The sequence below is a fragment of the Pseudomonas sp. PGPR40 genome (assembly GCF_022014505.1).
In the GTDB taxonomy this organism is placed as follows: domain Bacteria; phylum Pseudomonadota; class Gammaproteobacteria; order Pseudomonadales; family Pseudomonadaceae; genus Aquipseudomonas.
On record NZ_JAKLSP010000002.1, the window covers coordinates 69,500 to 88,611 of the forward strand.

The following is a 19,112-nucleotide window of genomic DNA, read 5'->3' on the forward strand; positions in this document are numbered from 1 at the left end:
AGCCCAAGCATAGCAGCGACAGTGCCCCCAAATAATAGGTTGATTGGAGTATGGTCAACTGGTGAAGCTGTCACCGGCTACTTTCTACCCTAAGCTACCTCTGCCTCCTCGGCTCTTTCGGTCTATTGAAAGTCACTGGCTAACCGGTGCCGCTTTGCACATCACCGCAACCCGTAGCCGTTGGCAAAAGACGGGCTCTAGCGCGAAGCGGTGGTCACTTTGTTCATCCGTGATTTAACGGTATGTTGAAGTCCTCAACTCAAGGACGACCCATGGCCATCCACGCAGCCACGCCCATGCAAAAACACTTGGCAGTATTAATCGACGCCGACAATGCCCCCGCAGCAATTGTCGAAGGTTTATTCGAAGAAATCGCCAAGTACGGCGTCGCCAACGTCAAGCGGATCTATGGCGACTGGACTGGCCCTCAGCTGGGTGGATGGAAAAAGGTGCTACTCGACTATTCAATTCAACCTATCCAACAGTTCGCATACACCAAAGGTAAGAACGCAACAGACAGTGCCTTGATCATCGACGCAATGGATCTGCTGTACACCCGACGCTTCGACGGTTTCTGCCTTGTTTCGAGCGACAGTGACTTCACCCGCCTCGCTTCGCGGCTACGAGAAGAAGGTTTGACCGTCTACGGATTTGGTGAAGAAAAAACCCCAAGACCATTCGTGTCGGCCTGCGACAAATTCATCTATACCGAATTGCTGCGCAGTGAAGTACTTGTTGCAACGAGCAATGGACATGATCGACCCGAACCCGAGCCACCCGCCGCAATCGAGGCCGTCAAAGTCGCCAGTACGCCCGAAGTAAAAAAGCTACCCAAGGCACCAGTAAGTTTCATCGCAAAGATCTTGGATGACATCGCCGACGAGGACGGCTGGGCTCACTTGGGGGCACTGGGCACCAACATCAGCAAATTGAGGCCTGAATTCGACCCTCGCACCCATGGTTATAAAAAGCTCAGTGAGTTGATCAAGCGGTATCCGGATACGTTTGAACTGCAGACGAGAGGAACGTCGGGAGTGGGTGGCGCGATACTCTATGCGCGGCATCGTCAGCCAAGCTCGTAGCATCTGGCCCGTTCAATCGGTGCGGTCTACCGGACGCTTGGCGGATAACTGTTTACCCGACCCCAGGGCGGAACTTCGCCCACTCCTGAGCTCATTCAATGGATTGGCAAAAATCGCTCGGCAAACGACTCAGTAACCCATGGCATGAATGGAAGGATCATTCGCCACGCGATCATTTTCTTTCTTGATGTTCACATGCATAGCTACCCGAGCCACATCCAAGGTAACGCGGGGCACTTGGTAGGTTCCTCTACCCTCCATCCAGCCAAGCACCTCGGCTAGATGCCAAATGGCGGAGCTACCTTCATGCACTGGAGCCGGGAAGCTTGGATAGTTAATCACCAGCTTGCGCATGTTTTGTCGAGTAACGCCCATCACTTCAGCCACATCGGTAAGGCCTACAAGATCGGGTGTCGCTTCAATTAACCTAGCTTCGGGCACCGCACGACGTACATCTGCCAGAGCGCTTTCCACTGCTTCTCTCGCGGTAGCAGATTCGCGTACAAATTCGAGACCGAGGCGTCCAGGCTGGCCTACGCCCACCAATGCATCGTCACAACCCTCTTCTGCCAATCTCTCAATTAGCCCATCAGTGTCGGTGTCGTTGGTTGGTAGCTGGTACTTGAGAGTGAAGGTAAATTCCATCTCTATTACTCCGTCTCTTGCTGGGATCCCTCGACTTACTTTTGCAAGAGATCCGGCTTGGCTTACTGAACTTTCGGGATTACTCGACTTGCTGGTTTACTGGGCTTGCTCTTTGTCAGCTTCGAGTTTTTCTCGTTGCCGGGCGCAGTTATCAACGACTCGGCAAAGCTGGGAAGCATGGTTGGTTGGGCTTTTGGGTGTGCTCCACACCGAGGTGATGCAGAATTCACCGCAACGGCATTCGTTGTCGTTGAACGGGCAATAGATCTTACCCCAAGCGTGAGAGCCACCCTCCTTGATCATCCAACCCTGAGATTCGGCGTGTTTCAGGGCTTCTTCAATTTCTTTCTTCGGGTGCTTGGTTCGCCCCATCAACCCATCCCCAGTATGGAAAGGTGCCTACTAGTTGTCAAGTGACAACTCTGTCAAAAAAGGAGCCTCTGAGCAAGCATTTGCAGGCGGCATCCCATGAAATATCACACCATTGGATCCATTCTGACACGTCCCAAGCAACTTCAGGGGAACGCGAAAAACAGCTTGGATTACTACTTCCTCTGTGGCAGCTGATTCTCCACTTGAAGTGAATCGTAATGCTGGACGATCGCATCGACGTCCATAAAGTGCCCACTAACAAAATCTGCGAATAGCCCCACCGCGTAGCGGGACAGCTTCGCCTGACCTCTCTCCATGCACCGCCCGGGTAGCTGTATCGGCGACTGCCTATAGGTATCAATTTTGGCCGGCTTTGATAGCTCCGCCAACGGTCAGGAGTTGAACTCAGTGGACGATTTCTGCCGATCGCGACCCACAGCTTTCGGCCTATTCCGTTGAAAAAGTCGGCTTCGGTTTCCACGGCAGAAAAGTACGCGGTTGAGATTGAAATCTGTGTTTTGCGCAGAAGCAATTTCACGTAGCAGCGTGCAAAAGAGGTGTTTTCACCCATTAATATTCGGAACGTGATGATGCTGCGTACCAGCGTGACGATCATCGGCGGTGACAGCTATCTGTCATGTATTGACTTTATGCCAGAAAACACGCATTTTCTTTCGTAAGCGCTGAAAACAACAGGATGCAGCCTTGAGCCAGCCCATCAAACAACGCCTTGAAAGCAGTCTTTCAACCGCCGCGGCCTCTGGCCGGGCGATTGCTAACTATATGCTGGCCAATCTCTATGAACTGCCATTCCAGACCGCCGCTGATATTGCCGCGAAATTGAACGTCAGTGAATCCAGTGTGGGGCGCTTCTGTCGCTCCCTCGGATATAGCCACTTCAAAGACCTGAAAAACGACCTCAAGGTCGACCTGGGCGATGGCCCATGGTTGGTGGGCGATCGCTTGCAGGAGTTTCGCCATCAAGCCAGCCAAGGCCCGCAAGGCCTACCGCGCAGTTTCGAGTTGGAAGTCGCGGCCCTGGTTAAGGTTTACGAATATAGCCTCACCCCGACCTGGCAGAACGTCAGCCAGCGCCTGGCCACCCGGCGCAAGGTATTCGTCGCCGGGTTCCAGACAGAGCGTGGCATCGCAGCATCAATGGTGCATCTGTTGCAGTACCTGCGCGATGACACACACTGGGTCGACGGTGCCGCCGGGCATTACGCCGACGTATTGCTCAGTGTCCCCGAAGACAGTGCGTTGGTGGTGTTCGAAGCCCGCCGCTATTCCCGCCACGCCCTGACCCTGTGCCGCAAGGCCCGCGATGCCGGAATCCCTGTGACACTGATCACCGACACCTTTTGCGACTGGGCCGAACAGAACGCCGATGAAGTGTTCCGTGTGCCCACCGAGTTCAACCTGTTCTGGGAATCGACAGCGGCGATGCAGTCGCTGGTCCACCTGCTGGTCAACGACGTCTGCAAACAGCTGGGTCCCGAGGTCGAAAAGCGTCTTGAAACCATCGCTGCCTTACACAATGAGTTCGTTGGATACACATCGTCACCAAATTTAAAACAATAAAACGAGGTGCTGGATGAAACACGTCATTCGCTTTGCCGGTGCATGCGCAATGGTCCTGGCCGGGGCCACCAGCGCGCAGGCTGAAGTACTGAAGATTGCTACCGAAGGCGCTTACCCGCCGTTCAACTACGTTGACTCGGACAACAAACTGCACGGTTTCGATGTGGATATCGCCAACGCGCTATGCGAACGCATGAACGTACAATGCAGCATCGTCGCCCAGGACTGGGAAGGGATTATCCCGGCGCTAATGGCGAAGAAATACGATGCGGTCGTGGCTTCGATGATCGCCACCGATGAGCGCAAGCAGAAAATCGATTTCACCCGGCACTACTACCGTACCCCCCTGTCCGTGGCGGTATCCAAGGACTCGAACATCACCGACGCCCAGACCAACTTCAAGGGCCGTACGGTCGGTGCCCAGTCATCCTCGACCCAGGCCATCTATGCCGAAGATCATTACGGCCCAGCCGGTGCCGACGTGAAGCTCTATCCCACCCTTGATGAAGCCAACAGCGATCTGGCGACTGGCCGGATCGACGGGGTGATTGCCGACAAATTCCCGCTGCTGGCCTGGGTCGACAGCGCTGGTAAGGACTGCTGCAAGATCATCGGCGACGTCAACGGCACCACCGCCGATGCCTCGATCGCCGTGCGCAAGGGTGACGATGTCCTGCGCGAGCGCTTCAACAAGGCGCTGGATGAGATCATTGCCGACGGCACCTATAAAAAGATCTCCAGTCGCTACTTTGCCTTCGATATCTATTGATCCCCGAGCCCTCAGGCACGCCTGAGGGTCGTTACTTGCCGACATGCTGCACCGCATCCGCATCCGGATGCGGCGAGAGCGTGCGAGCTTAATTTACCGAGAGGGTTCGAGCATGTTCGAAAACCTGTCATTGCTATCCTTCGCCAGCGGCGGCTGGGGTTCGGCCTTGCTGGCCGGCGCTCTGGTGACCATTGCCTTGGCCCTGAGCTGCCTGCCGATTGGCCTGCCGCTGGGCCTGGGCCTGGCCTTGGCCGCCCGTTCCCGACGTCGTTGGTTGCGCTCCATGAGCACGGTGTTTGCCACCGTGTTCCGCGGATTGCCCGAGCTGCTGACCCTGCTGATTATCTATTACGGCTGTCAGATCGGTGCGCAGAAACTGTTGGCCGCGATGGGCTACGAGGCCGAAGTCGCGATCAACCCCTTCGTTGCCGCGATAATCGCCTTCAGTCTGGTATTCGCCGCATTTTCCAGCCAAATCTGGCTGGGCGCCTTCAAAACCGTCGCCAAGGGCCAGTTCGAAGCTGCAGCTGCCCTTGGCCTATCCCGACGTACAACCTTTACCAAGGTGGTATTGCCGCAATTGGTACGCATTGCTTTGCCAGGCCTGTCCAATAACTGGCTGTCACTGCTCAAGGACACCTCGCTGGTGTCGACCATCTCCCTTGTCGATCTGATGCGCCAGACCAACCTGGCGGTCAGCGTCACCAAGGAACCGATGCTGTTCTACACCGTGGCCTGTTTTGGCTACCTGTTTTTCTCCGCCATTTCCGGCCGCCTGTTCCAGTTCCTGGAGCAGTATTTCAGCCGCCATCAACGGAGCGTTCGCCCATGAGCTTCGATGAATTGCAAAATCTGTTTCTCAGCCCTGACTTGTTGGAGCGTTACGGTCCCCGATTCATCGAAGGTTTGTTGGTGACTGCCAAGCTGGTGGCCATTTCCTTCACCCTTGGCGCCCTGCTCGGTCTGCTAATCGCCCTGGGCCGGTTGTCGAGTAACCGCTTTATCAGCCGTTTTACCGGCGTCTATGTGTATTTCTTCCGCGGTTCGCCGCTGTTGGCACAGCTGTTCATGCTCTATTACGGCCTGGGTTCGTTCAAAGGCTTCTGGCAGGACGTAGGTTTGTGGTGGTTCTTCCGCGACGCCTGGTTCTGCACACTGCTGGCCTTTACCCTGAACACCGCGGCCTATCAGGCCGAGATTTTGCGCGGCAGCATCCTGGCCGTGACCCAAGGCCAGCGCGAGGCCTCGAAAGCCCTCAGCCTGTCGCGCTGGACCACCTTTCGCAAAGTCATTCTGCCGCAATCACTGCTGGTCGCCATTGGCCCGCTGGGCAATGAACTGATTCTGATGATCAAGGCCAGCGCCATTGCCTCGCTGGTGACCATCTACGACTTGATGGGGGTGACCAAGCTGGCCTTCTCACGCAGTTTCGACTTCCAGATCTACCTCTGGGCCGCCGTGCTCTATCTGCTGATTGTGGAAGTCGTGCGGCGCAGTCTGAAAGCGCTCGAGGGCCGCCTCGGCCGTCACCTGCAGTAATCAACTTTTCTCGGGCTGCCGTGCGCGCCCCTGCATCAGGGATAGACCATGCATTGCGAAACCATCGTTCTGGGCGCAGGGATTGTCGGCGTCAGTACCGCACTCCAGTTACAGGCCCGTGGCCGTAAGGTCGTGCTCATCGACCGCCAGCAGCCTGGTAACGGCACCAGCCACGGCAATGCCGGGCTGATCGAGCGCGCCAGCGTAATTCCCTACGCGTTCCCGCGCCAGTTGTCGCGCCTGTTGCGCTACGCGGGCAACCAGCAGCCGGACGTGCGCTACAGCCTGAAGTACCTGCCCAAAGCCAGTCCATGGCTGCTGCAGTACTGGCGGCACTCCGGGACCAAGGGCTTGGCCGCCGCAACCCGGGCCATGCTGCCATTGGTGGAGCACTGCGTCAGCGAACACGACCTGCTCTCTGCACCGGCCGGCATGGATCACTTGATCCAGGCCAACGGCTGGGTCGAGGCCTACAGTTCTCCACCGGTGTTTGCCAAGGCCCAACGCGACGCTGCTGCACTCATGAACTATGACCTGAATTTCGAAGTGCTCGACCGCGACCAGATGCATGCCCGTCAACCAGGCTTGCACAGCTGCGTGGTCGGCGGCATTCACTGGCTGGACCCCAAGACTGTTAGCGACCCCGGCGGCCTGACACGCGGTTATGCCGAACTGTTCGTCAAACGCGGTGGCGTGTTCGTCCTTGGTGATGCCCTATCCTTGCGTCAGCGTGTGGGTAAATGGGAAGTGCAGAGCGAACAGGGCCTGGTGATTGCAGACGAAGCCGTGGTCGCCCTCGGCCCGCAAGCCCGGGGCATTTTCGAGCCACTAGGGTATGACATTCCACTGGCGATCAAGCGCGGTTATCACATGCACTATGCCGCCCTGCCTGGCACGCACTTGCAACAACCGCTGCTTGACCCGGTGGGCGGTTATGTCCTGGCACCGATGGTCGGCGGCATTCGCCTGACCACCGGGATCGAGTTCGCCGACAGCCAGGACCCGGTCAACGAAATCCAGTTACGTCGCTGCGAAGAGCTGGCCCGCGCCTTCTACCCGCTGGGCGAACGCTTGGATGCCGAGCCTTGGCTGGGACGCCGTCCATGCTTGCCGGACATGTGCCCGGTGATCGGCCCGGCGCTACGACACAAAGGTTTGTGGTTCAACTTCGGGCATGCCCACCATGGCCTGACCCTCGGCCCGGTCTGCGGCCGTCTGCTGGCCGAATTGATGACCGGTGCCACCCCCTTTACCAACCCTGCCCCGTACAGCGCCGAGCGCTTTCACTGATTGCCGGAGACAAGACCATGCATGCCCTCTCTGCCCGTGTAGACACTCCGCTCGCCGCAAGCCCGGACACCCGTAAGGTAGTGGTTGATATCGCCGGCCTGAATAAGTTCTATGGCGCCTTCCATGTGCTGCACAATATCGATCTGAAAGTACGCGAAGGCGAGCGCATCGTGCTTTGCGGGCCTTCCGGCTCTGGAAAATCGACCTTGATCCGCTGCATCAATCGCCTGGAAATCGCCGAAAAAGGCCGCATTCTGGTCAACGACACTGACTTGGCCCAGACCAATCGCGAAGCCGCGAAGGTCCGCAGTGAAATTGGCATGGTGTTCCAGCATTTCAATCTGTTCCCGCACATGAGCGTGCTCGATAACTGCACCCTGGCCCCGATTTCGGTGCGCGGCATGAGCCGCAAGAAGGCCGAGGAACTGGCCCAGCACTTCCTGCAAAAAGTCGGTATCGCCAGCCAAGCCAGCAAGTACCCAAGCCAGCTCTCGGGGGGCCAGCAACAGCGCGTGGCCATCGCCCGGGCGTTATGCATGGAACCCAAAATCATGCTGTTCGACGAACCCACCTCGGCGCTCGACCCGGAGATGGTAAGCGAAGTGTTGGATGTGATGGTTAATCTGGCCGGCAGCGGTATGACCATGCTTTGCGTGACCCACGAAATGGGCTTTGCCCGGCAAGTGGCCGAGCGCGTGCTGTTTCTAGACGGCGGCCAGATCATTGAGGACGCACCACCTCAGGACTTCTTCAGCGCCCCGAACAGCGCGCGGGCCAAGGCCTTTCTTGCGCAAATTTTACACTGAGACCACATAAGCGCACGGCTTGCCTGCGATGGCTGTGCCGTCCATCCGCCAGGCGTAGGCCCTTTATCAATGTACTTACGTGCCCAGCAGTTTCCTTCCGACATCCGCCACTAATGATCTCAGCAAAAGGAATATTCAATGACTAATATGCTGGCGAATAATGCCGCCCCGAAAAACCTTTCGATTACCGTCTGTGATCAAGCGCAGACAGCGGCCCTACTAGATTTCAAGAAACTCGTTGACGCTATTGCCCAAGCCGCAACCGAGCTGGAAGCTGGTTCAATTCTGAGCCCTGAGCGCTTGGTTGTACCCTTGGGTGATGGTGGTGTTTTGCTGAGCATGCCCGCCACCGCCCAGGACATCGGTATCCACAAACTGGTTAACGTCCAGCCGGGGAATGTGCAGCGTCAGCTGCCCACGATCAACGGCACGGTAACTGTATGTGATGCCGTAACCGGACAAATAAAGTGCTTGCTCGACGGCCCAGAGGTCACAGGGCGTCGCACTGCGGCAGTTACCCTCCTGGCGATTCGGACGCTGTTGAAGCATGAGCCCAAACAGATCTTACTGTTCGGGACCGGCGCACAAGCACGCTACCACGTACAAGCTATCAATGCCCTTTACCCACAGTGCATGCTGTGGGTTCGAGGGATTGATGCGCAAGCGACGGCAGATTTCTGCAATAAAAATCGAGTCCTGCATGAGCATTTGCAACCGTGCGGCGACAGCGTTCCCGACGTGGATGTGGTAATCACCGTAACCACCAGTACAGAGCCGGTCTACAACGAGCTAGCCAAACCTGGTCGATTGATTATTGGTGTAGGTGCTTTCAAGCCAGAGATGGCGGAGCTCGGCAAAGTCACTCTAGACGGTAGCGTTCTCTATGCTGACGATATTGCGGGTGCGCAGCACGAAGCAGGCGACCTGTTGCGGGCAGGTGTGGATTGGTCTCAAGTCAGATCGCTGGCCGCAGCCATTCGCGGCCCAATCGATTCGTCGCGGCCCGTTGTATTTAAAAGCGTTGGTACCGCGGCTTGGGACCTGGCCGCTTCGCGGGTCGCGCTCCACGCCCTTGCCAGCCAATAACCCAATTTCGGAAGCTTTGAATTATAAATAGCACTGGCCCATCGCTAGCGTAACTATCCACGCTAGCGATGGCCCAGAAGCGATTCTACTGTGGCGCCGCTTACCTAGCCTGGCTTGGTTTGAATATGCTTTTGCGTCCACCTACCTCACTGTCGCCCGCTGGAACCGACGGAAAGCCAAATGCAAACTGGTTTCTGAAGGGAATGATGGGGAACGTCCTTAATCCCAAGGTTGGCATTTTCTACGTCTCTTTTCTCCCTCAGTTCATTCCCCAAGGGCACTCCTTGATTGCCTGGACATTTGGCTTGGTCAGCATCCACGTGGCGCTCGGTTTACTGTGGTCGTCAATGTTGATTGGCGCCACTCAACCACTGGCTGGCATTTTGCGGCGTGAAAATGTGACCAAGTGGATGGATCGCACCACCGGTATGGTCTTTGTTCTGTTTGCCACTCGGCTGGCTTTCAGCAAGCGCTGAGAACGGCATCTCCCCTGCTTTCACATTTCCATCAGTGATTGGGGTGATACCTGCCGAGGCAGTATTCCTACATTTCTTCAAAGCAGCCTGAACCGGATACTTCGCCAAAGCATTGATCTAGAGCCTTTGTTTCATTTTTATACATCTGAAAAGTACGCTACGATCCGCCGCACCAAAACGCATAGGAATTGCAGATGAACGTCAGAATTGAAGCGCATGAGGAAGGCAGTGGATGCACGGTCTGGCTCGACAACAATGCAGTGTCGTTCCAGAACCTGGAGGAAGCGAAGACCTACGTGACTCAGTTGCAGGAACGGATTGAAGCCGCATCCAGTTCATTCGCTCAAGGAACAACAGATTCCGAGCAAATGTAAGCGTTCTGCCTAGCAGCCGCTTTGGCTATAAGTCATGGAGGGCTCAGCGCTGCCGGGATTGAAGTAAAGCTGTTCATCGCGCCACCCAAAGTGTGGCTTAGGCGGACTGGCTTTAAGTGGTGGATGCGGGTCACGCGAGCTTGATGGCTCCGCCTTGGATATCGTCCCGCGCCATTCGCAAGTCATTGGCGTCTTGGTTGAGCCGATGAATCAAGTTCAGCAATCGTTGGCGCAACACCTCATCTTGGAGCTGCTCAGCAGCACGCATCACATCAAGCGCCGCTGCCTCATTGTTGGTGGCAACGGCGTCGAGCAGTTTACGCATGCTTCTTGATGGTCGATTCATCTCCAACTCCCTGGATGTCAGTGACGCGAATCATATGGCCAGAATGTTTCGTCAGTATTTCAGCTGCATGAACTGGTTTTGAATCACCGGCTCCGGCTGGTTTCCCGTTCCAAAATACGTAGGCGCTCCAGGTTAAGTCTCTGACTCTCAACCTCGGCTTCCTATTGAGCCTGATAGGTGTTCTTGAGACGTAGTTTCTCTTCGTTGTCATAGACGTTCATTCCTATGGACGTAGTCTCGCAGTAGAACCGCGCTCCGTTACGCATTGATCCCGTTTCCATTGGGATTCAGCATCGTCCGGAACTCCAAGCTTGCGACGTCTCGATCATCTGGCGAGCACCCGGAAGTAACGCCGACCCGCCAGCTACACTGATTCGATACATTTCTGCACAGAGACTTCGACCATGGCTACCAAAACCGCAATCGTATTCGCTGGCGGCGGCAGCTTGGGTGCTGTCCAAGTGGGCATGTTGCGGGCCTTGGTCGAGGCCAACATTCGATTCGACATGGTGGTGGGCGCTTCGGTGGGCGCCATCAATGGTGCCTATTTCGCCGCAAGACCCGATGCCGAAGGCGTCGAGGCACTTGCCGGTTTCTGGCGCGGCCTGAGTAAAACGGACATTTTTCCCCTGTCCTGGCTCGATACCTGTAGAGGACTGATCAATCGGCGTGGCTTTCTGTTGCAGCCGGCGGCCTTGAACCGATTGCTGGGACAGGCACTACCCATCCACCGCATTGAGGATGCGGTATTACCCCTGCACATCGTCACCACCGACCTGCTCAGCGGTGCCGAGACCGTTCTGTCCAGTGGCGAACTCGGGCAGGCGTTACTGGCCAGCGCTGCCATCCCGCTGGTATTCCCCTGCGTTCAAATTGCCGATCAGTTCCTGATTGACGGTGGCGTGGCAAGCAATACACCTATTTCAACTGCCGTAGCCTTGGGCGCCACCAACGTAGTGGTGGTTCCTACAGGAGTGAGTTGCGCCCTACCACAACCGCCCCGAGGCTTGATCGCCTTAGCCCTACATACCGTCAACCTGATGAGCATGCGCCAGTTGGTGAGTGACATCGAACACTTCCGCACTCTCACCAGCCTGCACATCGTCCCGCCCTTGTGCCCGGTGGATGTCTCGGTGTTCAACTTTGACCAGACCGAGTCTTTGCTGCAGCGCGCCTATACGCAGACCCTCCGGTGGCTGGAGCGTGGGGGGCTCGAACGCACCAAGGTACCGGGTGCCCTGACCATCCACTCACATGCTCATGAGCATTGAATGATGTGAATTGAATTACCTATAAAAGAGGCCCTGTAATGTTGCGAGAGCACCAGGAGAGGTCGAGCATGCCTCACTTCGATGTTGACCTATGCCGAGTGTCCCGTGAGCACTACATCACCGGGAAAGCCGCAATCAATTTCCCAGCCACTGGAGGCACTACGGGTGGATGGCATTTCCTGTCGTACTTTGATCGAGAATCAGGCATTGCCAAGGTCTCGTTGGCAGGTATCCATTACCCGGATACCAGATTTTTTGGTGCAACGGGGATCTTCGATGTCACTGACCTGCTCGCTCGACGCGGATGGGCTTCAGAGGGGCCTCTGTTCATGGCAGATCACTACCGGGCCGCAGCGGACATGATCATCAGGTGGGCACTAAGCGAGTCCCAGTACTGCAACGGTTGCTCGACCTGCTAGACGTTGGGAGGCTAAAGCTTTGTGTGCTGAGTAAGCAGGCAAAGGTAGACGCCTGGCTGCTATCGCAGTCTAGTTATTAGTTGGGTCACGCGGACTCAAGAACGCTGACCACTTCCACGGAGGAAACGCTATCCAGTAGCGTCGTCCCATAGGAGTTGTCCACTACGCAAAGCCACTTTTCCGAGATCTGTCGAAACACGTAGGTGGCCCTGCGCGAAATCTCAGTTTTCACACCGGCCTTATCCGTGGCCTGTAGCAGGGTCTCCATGATAACGAGAGCTACATCACCTCCTTGTATAACCTGCATCTCCCCCTGTGTGACAATGATGCTGTTATTGAAATGCTCCGCAATGGCGACAAAAGCTCGGCGGATGCTGTCTTTGCCTGCGACTGTCAATCCTGGTTTGACCACGAGACTTGCGTCATCCGCATAAAACTTCATCAGTTCGTCGAAGTCTTCGGCTGTGATGGCTCGATCAGCGGCCTCGATTGTCTCTTTGAGAGTTCGGGTAAGTGCATCCATTCCTGTGTTCCTGATTGAGCCTAAGAAGCAGAAGTGCCCCCCGCTTCTGAGGCGGGGGTCGGCATATCGTGCGCAGTCCCACCACCTAGATGAAGGTGGTAATAATTGAATTTGCGCAACGGAAACGGTAACTGTTCATGGCATCAATCTGCCGCATAAAGCCAATCGCCGGTCGCCAGTGATCGGGTAACGGAATAAATGCAGGTTGCAGCGCTGTGCTTTTCTGCGTTTGCACCCGAATCCATTTGTGGACGAGGTTAGCGTTGAGGCTATGGCTGAGGGCGATGCTGGCAATCGAAGCACTGGGCTGGGCACACTCTTGAATGACCTGGGCCTTGAAGGACTTAGAGTAGGAACGGCGTTGTGGCTGCATGAAATACCCGCTTAAAAGGCTAGAATTGGTGCCCACTTAAATTTAAGTGCACACCATGTCTTGGTTTTGCGGGGCTGGGTAGATGACTTGGCCGGACGGTTACAGTGAAGCCAAACACCGCGACGTTATGGTTTACCCTGCTCGCCGGTTTGTGCTAAGCAGGCATGGCGATTAGCCATTGAGTTTCGCGTTGCTTAGGCGCGGCCTCAGCGCGTTGCTGTAGCTAGTAGGCTCCAACCAAAAAAGTAGTCAGCAGCAAAAATCTCTTAACTGGACGACATTGCAGGTGAACATACCCGCGCCCTGCCCGCGTTCTTCGCTTCGTAGAGTTGCTTGTCCGCAGCTTCTATCAAAGCCTCGAATCCTAGTTCGCCGGTGGGCGTCAATGTTGCGACACCTAGAGAAATAGTCATCACTCGATCAACATCAGAAGCCGAATGTTCGATGCCCAGTGCTTGGACACGCTCTTGCATTTTTTCTGCGATGTCGACTGCTCCAGAAAGAGCTGTATTGGGCAGAACGCAAGCGAACTCTTCGCCACCATACCGGGCGACCAGGTCGTAAGGCCGTCTAACCGCTTCAGATAGCACTCGGGCAACGGATTTCAAACAGCCATCTCCAGCCTGGTGCCCGTATCGGTCGTTGTAGCGTTTGAAATAGTCGACATCCACCAAAATAAGCGATATCGGCTTTTGCTCTCGAAAGCACTGACGCCAGTCCACCAATATGTCCTCATCGAATTTGCGTCGATTGGCCACTCCAGTAAGACCATCCATCAACGCCATGGAACGAAGCAGATCGCTCTGTAATTTCAGGGTCAGATGTGTTCGCACACGTGCTCTGACAATGGTGGGATTGATGGGTTTGCTGATGAAGTCCACCGCGCCAAGTTCCAGACCTAACACCTCATCTGACTCCTGCTGCTGCGCGGTGATGAAGATGATGGGGATGCCTTGGGTCGCAGGGTCAACCTTGAGTCGACGGCATACTTCATGCCCGTCCATGCCTTCCATGACCACGTCCAGCAAAATCAGATCGGGTAGTTGGGCTTGGCAAACACTGATTGCCTGCTCACCGCTGGTGGCCATGAACACATCACAGTCCTCACGAAAGAGCTCATGAAGTACCCGGATGTTAGTCGGTTGGTCGTCGACAATAAGGAGTTTGGGACGGATAAAAGAATGCGGTAGCCAGGTTTCCATTGATTGTTCCATCAGGCAGATCTCAGCAGGTCACGACCAATCGGCATCGCAGCGGAAAAGTCTAGCGACTGCACCCTGACAACCAGCTCGTCGAACTGTGGGCGCAGGGATTGTGGAATTTTTGACGCCAATGCGTCTGCCAGCTCTATGGCTTGAAGGTTACCCGCTTCCAACAACAGCAAAATCTCCTCTAGGGACTCTCTCCATTGCGTCGGCACCATGGATTCTTCGTCAGCACTGCTCTTTGCACGCGGACTCTGGCCAAAATCGACATTCATTTGCTCAAGGCTTTGTTGCAGTAACCTGCTCAATTCGTCAAACCATGTTGGGTCTGCAAAGATGCTCGCTACCGACTCTGCATCTCCGTTTTTTAGTGTGTGCTCCAGGTTGCTGGCCAGCAGCGACACCGCCTTGGCACCCATCGTGCCGCTGCTACCTTTAATGGTATGGAGCACAAAAGCGGCCCCCGATGCATCTTGCCGCTGGATCTGATCGCGCAACCGAACAAGCTGTTTTTCCATGTCCGGGCCAAAGTTACGCAGCACTTTGCGGATCAAATCGAGGTCACCACCAAAGCGGTCAACAGTCGATGCACGAGACTCTATAACGTCTTCCCCTGTATTGGCTTGCCCCAAGACTAGAGATTCCTGGCTATCCTCGCGGCCCGTTTGGATGAGCAGCGTCATGACGAGTTGCTCAAGATCTATGGGTTTGCCGACATGATCATTCATCCCCGCAGCAAGACAGGCCTCACGATCGGTATTGGAGGCGTTCGCGGTCATCGCCACAATTGGCAGCGCTGCAAAACGTGGATTCGATCGAATGCGACGGGTCGCCTCCAAGCCATCAATATCCGGCATCTGGATATCCATCAACACGGCATCGAAGGGTACATTCTCAGTCATCACCCTGCTCACACCTTGCAGACCACCTTCAGCCAGCGTCACCCGAGCGCCTTCGCCCTTCAGTAACTCATCGGCAACCTGCCGATTGAGCATGTTGTCTTCCACCACCAATAGTCGCAGCCCGGCCAAGCGCTGCGGCCTGTCAATAGCTGACTTGGACGGGAGTGCCTGTGCAAGACCTTTGCCGTTGAGTGCTCGCTGAATAGCGTCGGCTAACTGCTTGGGAGTGACTGGCTTGGTGAGAAAGCCCACGAAGGGAGCGTCTCTCATCTCGTTAGCGTCGGCCAGCACTTCACGGCCGTAAGCGGTAATCATAATGATCATTGGAGGAGGTACGCCGTTGCCCTGCTGATGGATCAATTGCGCAGCGCTCAGCCCATCCAAATCGGACATCCGCCAATCCATCAGTACCACGTCGTAGGCTTCGCCCCTCGCCTGAGCGTTTTTCACCCATTCCACTGCTTGCATGCCACCACTCACATGGTCAGCCTGCCACCCCAATGCATGTACGGTTCGCAACAGCAATTCACCCACCATGGCGTTGTCGTCGACTACCAGTATCCGTATGGACACATCGACTCCTAGGGTGTCAGATCTCAGCAGCGAACTCGGCGCTACATCCAGGGAGATATCGAACCAGAAGCGGCTTCCCCTACCCTGCTGGCTCTCCACCTGAAGTTCGCCGCCCATCAAGGTGACCAGTCGCTTGCAGATCACCAAGCCCAGACCGGAGCCACCAAAGCGGCGGGTGGTTGAAGCCTCGGCCTGAGTGAATCCTTCGAAAATGCGCTGAAGTTGCTCCGGGCTGATACCGATGCCGGTATCGGAAACGGCGATGCGCAAGCTCACTGCTTTTTCCGTGCGCATCAGTTGCTGGACGCTGACCACGATCTGGCCTTCCATGGTGAACTTGAGGGCGTTACCCGCCAGGTTGATCAGCACCTGTTGCAGCCGCAGGCTATCGCCGATCAGGTCGTTGGGTAGGTTGGAGTCCAGGTCGAACATCACCTCGACTTCTTTTTGGCTCTGGTTGCCGGCCAGCACAACTGCGAGGTCACGCATGAGCGGTTCCAGTTCGAAGGGGTGCACATCGAGTTGAAGTTTGCCAGCCTCAATCTTGGAGTAGTCGAGGATGTCATTGAGTAAGCCCAAAAGTGATTTCGCAGCTGTCTGTGCTTTGATCACATAATCGAGCTGACGACCATTCAAGTCTGTGTGCTGCACCAACTGCAACATTCCCAATACGGCGTTCATCGGCGTGCGTATTTCATGGCTCATGTTTGCCAGGAAGGCAGACTTGGTCGCACTCGCGGTATCGGCCTGTTCCTTGGCGTACAACAGATGTGACTCTAGTTCGCGTTGGGAGGTTATGTCCCGATTGATGCCCGTCACACGTAACGCCTCACCGCTCGGACTGCGTTCGACTTGCGCACCGGCCTGTATGAAGCGGAGCTGACCGTCCGGGCGAACGACGCGGAAAATTGTGTCGTACACACCAGTCCCCTCGACTGCGGCAGTCAGTTTTTCAGCGGTTGCCACTACATCGTCTGGGTGAACACGCGAGTACCAGTGCTGATAATCCAGGCCAGTATTACGCAACGTCAGTGGCTGCCCGTAGAACTCGTACATGCGATCATTCCACTGCAAGGCATTGTCCGCCAACGTCCACGACCAAATGCCCAGTTCGGCTACTTCAGCGGCCATCAGCAACTGATCATGCACCGCCATCAGTTCGCTACGTTGTTTCTGTGTCGTCTCCAGGCTCGCCGCCAGCTTCTTTTCTGCCGCTTTACGTTCGGTGATGTCTACCGCGATGCCCAGGTAGCCGCTCAGTTTCCCTTCGTCATTGCGCATGGAAGTGACCACCAGCGTGACAGGAAATCGCGAGCCGTCCTTACGTATGTAAGTCCACTCCCGGGTTTCTGCGCCTTCAAGCTCAGGTTTATGGGTCAGCACACGGAAACCGTCGATTGCCTGAGCGTACTCCTCGCTCAGTTCAACACCACGAGCAGCGATTTCCTCTGGCACATGGATCAGTACTGGGGTGTCTTTACCCAGCAACTCATCGGCGTCATAACCCAGTAGATGCTCGGCGCCCTTGTTGAACACGCGGATAACACCATCGAGATCCGTCGCAATGATCGAAACCTCGGTGGCCGAGCGCAGCACAGTTCCTAGCAATAGATTGAGATGCCGTAACTCGGAAGTTCGTTGCGCAACCTGTTCCTCCAGGTTGGAATTGAGTTCAAGAATTCGGGCCTCTGCTGCTTTTTTCGCCGAGATATCCCTCAAGGTTTTGGAGGCTCCTACGACGCGACCACCCTCACCAAAAATGGGTGAGATGCTTACGGAGACATCAATCAGCCGGTTATCTTTGCATCGACGTTGGGTATCAAAGCTCCTTATCCGTTCCCCCGCCCTGATACGCGCAAGGATATGGGCTTCCTCAGCTACAAGCGCCTCAGGAACAATCAAGCTGACCAGTGACTGACCCACTGCTTCCTCGGCGGTATAGCCAAAAAGATACTCGGCTCCCTTGTTCCAGTTGGTGACGAAACCATCGAGAGTCTTACCGATAATGCCATCGGCCGAGCTTTCAACGATCGCAGCCAGTCTTGCTTGCTCGGCGAGTATCTGCCGCCGTCGTTGATGACTGACGCTCACGACTCCAACCAAAGTCGCTAGAAGAACTGTAAGCACCCCCCCCATCAAAAGGACGACCTTCGGCGAAACCTGATGCAGGCGTTGAATGAACAACGGATGCGCGTCGAGTTCGATTTGCCATCGCCTCCCGTACACTTCGCGCTCCACCTGATGGGTCATCAATGTTTGATGGCTAGTGGAGTCGTCGGTACTTTCATAGAACAACTCCTCTTGCCCAGGGACGGTGATATCCCTCAAACGCAGATGGATCGATTCATTTTCCACGCGTAGGCCGTTGAGCACATCCTCTGTCAGCAACGCCGTGTAGCTCCAGCCAAATGCCGCTGCCTCTCGCTCTGCAACGGTTGATGGAGTCACCCCCTCACGATAAATGGGTAACAGCACCAAGAAAGACTGCTGCGGCTTTCCTATGGCCTGTACCAGTGTGATGGGGGCGGTAATCCGTGCCTGACCACTTTGCATTGCAGACTGAGCGGCCTCACGCCGGAATGTTTCCGAAGCAATGTCCAAGCCAATTGCAGGTTGGTTACGCTCAACCGGCTGGACATACTGGATAACGTAACGCTCGCCTGAATGCGGTGAAAATTGGCGAATGGAAAAATCGGCTTTGTCATCAGCTCTAGCAAGTTTAAGAAACTGACCTTCGTCTTGCTCTTGTACACGTCTTATAAAACCAAACCCGAGTGCGCCAGGAAACTCAGTATCAAGATCGCGAGTTTGGCTGTATCGGAGGAAAATTTCGCGACTAATACCATGCTCTCCAGCAGTCAGCACCGCCCCACGAGCGCCTCGCAATCCGTATTGATAAAGCCGGAGTCGAGTCAAAACCGAGTCTGCTGCATCCTCGGTAGCCGCAACGACCGCTTCTTGGGCCCGATGCTCGTTGAAACGTTCAAGGGCCCAGCTCCCGAGAATGCTTACCCCAAGCCCCACCGCCAGAGTGAGAGCTACTCCCCAGCCCCATGCAAACTTATGTTTTCTCACCGCATTGCCCCAATGCAGAAGGCTTTCAAGCCTTCAAGATTAAAGTTAGAACCCCTCCTTGGGGCGGCGATATGTACAATCTGCAAGTCCCGATTACGCTCAGGCCAGGCCCAACAATCGTTGAAGTCTTTGATAGCACCTATCAACTCGCACAGCGCCGTAGGCAGTCCCCGGCGCGCTTTCAAGCGAACTGCAAAAGGGCTGAGAAATCACGGACAGCTTGCAGGAGCATTTCTTCATTCACGCTGTTCCCTTGGCTTTCCCATTTCTGAGTTTGGTACAGCAAACAGAGGTCGCCCATACGGGCTTCAAATAAAGTCTTACCAGCCTTTTCCTACTTTGCCTATGGTCGTTCACGCTGCTGTTGGCTGTCCATTTTGTGCTTTATGACATCCATTGCCGCAG

17 protein-coding genes and 2 pseudogenes are annotated in these 19,112 nt (G+C 55.5%); 12 read left to right on the top strand and 7 right to left on the bottom strand.

Annotation, left to right across the window (positions count from 1 at the left end):
- Positions 1-272 precede the first annotated feature (272 nt).
- Entirely contained in the window at positions 273-1,082 is an 810-nt protein-coding gene (locus MEB48_RS02195) for an NYN domain-containing protein (RefSeq protein WP_237881453.1), read from the top strand.
- Positions 1,083-1,211: 129 nt separating this feature from the next.
- Here MEB48_RS02195 and MEB48_RS02200 read toward each other — a convergent pair whose 3' ends face one another.
- Together MEB48_RS02200 and MEB48_RS02205 are read right to left on the bottom strand one after the other, a co-directional pair.
- Entirely contained in the window at positions 1,212-1,727 is a 516-nt protein-coding gene (locus MEB48_RS02200; protein WP_237881455.1) for a helix-turn-helix transcriptional regulator, read from the bottom strand.
- Positions 1,728-1,823: 96 nt separating this feature from the next.
- Complete coding sequence (locus MEB48_RS02205) at positions 1,824-2,099, bottom strand: hypothetical protein (RefSeq protein WP_237881457.1); 276 nt, start codon at positions 2,097-2,099, stop codon at positions 1,824-1,826.
- 705 nt (positions 2,100-2,804) lie between these two features.
- Between MEB48_RS02205 and MEB48_RS02210 the strand changes: the two genes are divergently transcribed.
- The 9 genes and pseudogenes from MEB48_RS02210 (at position 2,805) to MEB48_RS02250 (ending at position 10,020) form a co-directional block, all read left to right on the top strand.
- Complete coding sequence (locus MEB48_RS02210) at positions 2,805-3,680, top strand: MurR/RpiR family transcriptional regulator (protein WP_237881459.1); 876 nt, start codon at positions 2,805-2,807, stop codon at positions 3,678-3,680.
- A gap of 13 nt (positions 3,681-3,693) precedes the next feature.
- Positions 3,694-4,449: a transporter substrate-binding domain-containing protein gene (locus tag MEB48_RS02215; protein WP_237881461.1), complete on the top strand. Its 756-nt coding sequence runs from the start codon at positions 3,694-3,696 to the stop codon at positions 4,447-4,449.
- A 112-nt stretch (positions 4,450-4,561) separates the two neighbouring features.
- The gene (locus tag MEB48_RS02220; protein ID WP_237881463.1) at positions 4,562-5,281 is read left to right on the top strand and encodes an ABC transporter permease; all 720 of its coding nucleotides are present in this window, start codon (positions 4,562-4,564) and stop codon (positions 5,279-5,281) included.
- A complete protein-coding gene (locus tag MEB48_RS02225; protein ID WP_237881465.1) occupies positions 5,278-5,988 on the top strand; it encodes an ABC transporter permease in 711 nt (236 codons plus the stop codon). Before MEB48_RS02220 ends, MEB48_RS02225 begins: the two co-directional genes overlap by 4 nt.
- 48 nt (positions 5,989-6,036) lie before the next feature.
- Positions 6,037-7,278: an NAD(P)/FAD-dependent oxidoreductase gene (locus MEB48_RS02230; RefSeq protein WP_237881467.1), complete on the top strand. Its 1,242-nt coding sequence runs from the start codon at positions 6,037-6,039 to the stop codon at positions 7,276-7,278.
- A 17-nt stretch (positions 7,279-7,295) separates the two neighbouring features.
- Positions 7,296-8,084: an amino acid ABC transporter ATP-binding protein gene (locus MEB48_RS02235; RefSeq protein WP_269137364.1), complete on the top strand. Its 789-nt coding sequence runs from the start codon at positions 7,296-7,298 to the stop codon at positions 8,082-8,084.
- Between the two features lie 138 nt (positions 8,085-8,222).
- Positions 8,223-9,170, top strand: a complete 948-nt coding sequence (gene lhpI / locus MEB48_RS02240; RefSeq protein WP_237881469.1) for a bifunctional Delta(1)-pyrroline-2-carboxylate/Delta(1)-piperideine-2-carboxylate reductase — start codon at positions 8,223-8,225, stop codon at positions 9,168-9,170.
- 86 nt (positions 9,171-9,256) lie between these two features.
- Positions 9,257-9,646: pseudogene (locus tag MEB48_RS02245) on the top strand (LysE family translocator); the annotation flags it as partial.
- A 194-nt stretch (positions 9,647-9,840) separates the two neighbouring features.
- Positions 9,841-10,020, top strand: a complete 180-nt coding sequence (locus MEB48_RS02250; RefSeq protein WP_095053983.1) for a hypothetical protein — start codon at positions 9,841-9,843, stop codon at positions 10,018-10,020.
- Between the two features lie 130 nt (positions 10,021-10,150).
- Here the strand turns inward: MEB48_RS02250 and MEB48_RS02255 are convergent, their stop codons facing one another.
- Entirely contained in the window at positions 10,151-10,366 is a 216-nt protein-coding gene (locus tag MEB48_RS02255; protein WP_008001700.1) for a hypothetical protein, read from the bottom strand.
- 404 nt (positions 10,367-10,770) lie between these two features.
- Between MEB48_RS02255 and MEB48_RS02260 the strand changes: the two genes are divergently transcribed.
- Positions 10,771-11,637, top strand: a complete 867-nt coding sequence (locus tag MEB48_RS02260) for a patatin-like phospholipase family protein (RefSeq protein WP_237881471.1) — start codon at positions 10,771-10,773, stop codon at positions 11,635-11,637.
- Positions 11,638-11,705: 68 nt separating this feature from the next.
- Positions 11,706-12,136, top strand: a pseudogene (locus MEB48_RS02265) (hypothetical protein).
- A 5-nt stretch (positions 12,137-12,141) separates the two neighbouring features.
- Here the strand turns inward: MEB48_RS02265 and MEB48_RS02270 are convergent.
- From MEB48_RS02270 to MEB48_RS02285, 4 genes are all read right to left on the bottom strand, one after another.
- Positions 12,142-12,579 (bottom strand): YybH family protein, encoded by a 438-nt coding sequence (locus tag MEB48_RS02270; protein ID WP_237881473.1) that lies wholly within the window; start codon positions 12,577-12,579, stop codon positions 12,142-12,144.
- Between the two features lie 85 nt (positions 12,580-12,664).
- Entirely contained in the window at positions 12,665-12,952 is a 288-nt protein-coding gene (locus tag MEB48_RS02275; protein ID WP_237881475.1) for a transposase, read from the bottom strand.
- A 266-nt stretch (positions 12,953-13,218) separates the two neighbouring features.
- Positions 13,219-14,154: a diguanylate cyclase gene (locus tag MEB48_RS02280; RefSeq protein ID WP_330932683.1), complete on the bottom strand. Its 936-nt coding sequence runs from the start codon at positions 14,152-14,154 to the stop codon at positions 13,219-13,221.
- Positions 14,155-14,165: 11 nt separating this feature from the next.
- Complete coding sequence (locus MEB48_RS02285) at positions 14,166-18,707, bottom strand: PAS domain-containing hybrid sensor histidine kinase/response regulator (protein ID WP_237881479.1); 4,542 nt, start codon at positions 18,705-18,707, stop codon at positions 14,166-14,168.
- Between the last annotated feature and the right edge of the window lie 405 nt (positions 18,708-19,112).

What these genes read in the sequence shown, in the direction of transcription:
- MEB48_RS02195 (WP_237881453.1), top strand. Translation starts at nt 273, where the DNA reads ATGGCCATCCACGCAGCCACGCCCATGCAAAAACACTTGGCAGTATTA.
- MEB48_RS02200 (WP_237881455.1), bottom strand. Translation starts at nt 1,727, where the DNA reads ATGGAATTTACCTTCACTCTCAAGTACCAGCTACCAACCAACGACACC.
- MEB48_RS02205 (WP_237881457.1), bottom strand. Translation starts at nt 2,099, where the DNA reads ATGGGGCGAACCAAGCACCCGAAGAAAGAAATTGAAGAAGCCCTGAAA.
- MEB48_RS02215 (WP_237881461.1), top strand. Translation starts at nt 3,694, where the DNA reads ATGAAACACGTCATTCGCTTTGCCGGTGCATGCGCAATGGTCCTGGCC.
- MEB48_RS02220 (WP_237881463.1), top strand. Translation starts at nt 4,562, where the DNA reads ATGTTCGAAAACCTGTCATTGCTATCCTTCGCCAGCGGCGGCTGGGGT.
- MEB48_RS02225 (WP_237881465.1), top strand. Translation starts at nt 5,278, where the DNA reads ATGAGCTTCGATGAATTGCAAAATCTGTTTCTCAGCCCTGACTTGTTG.
- MEB48_RS02230 (WP_237881467.1), top strand. Translation starts at nt 6,037, where the DNA reads ATGCATTGCGAAACCATCGTTCTGGGCGCAGGGATTGTCGGCGTCAGT.
- MEB48_RS02235 (WP_269137364.1), top strand. Translation starts at nt 7,296, where the DNA reads ATGCATGCCCTCTCTGCCCGTGTAGACACTCCGCTCGCCGCAAGCCCG.
- lhpI (WP_237881469.1), top strand. Translation starts at nt 8,223, where the DNA reads ATGACTAATATGCTGGCGAATAATGCCGCCCCGAAAAACCTTTCGATT.
- MEB48_RS02250 (WP_095053983.1), top strand. Translation starts at nt 9,841, where the DNA reads ATGAACGTCAGAATTGAAGCGCATGAGGAAGGCAGTGGATGCACGGTC.
- MEB48_RS02255 (WP_008001700.1), bottom strand. Translation starts at nt 10,366, where the DNA reads ATGAATCGACCATCAAGAAGCATGCGTAAACTGCTCGACGCCGTTGCC.
- MEB48_RS02260 (WP_237881471.1), top strand. Translation starts at nt 10,771, where the DNA reads ATGGCTACCAAAACCGCAATCGTATTCGCTGGCGGCGGCAGCTTGGGT.
- MEB48_RS02270 (WP_237881473.1), bottom strand. Translation starts at nt 12,579, where the DNA reads ATGGATGCACTTACCCGAACTCTCAAAGAGACAATCGAGGCCGCTGAT.
- MEB48_RS02275 (WP_237881475.1), bottom strand. Translation starts at nt 12,952, where the DNA reads ATGCAGCCACAACGCCGTTCCTACTCTAAGTCCTTCAAGGCCCAGGTC.
- MEB48_RS02280 (WP_330932683.1), bottom strand. Translation starts at nt 14,154, where the DNA reads ATGGAAACCTGGCTACCGCATTCTTTTATCCGTCCCAAACTCCTTATT.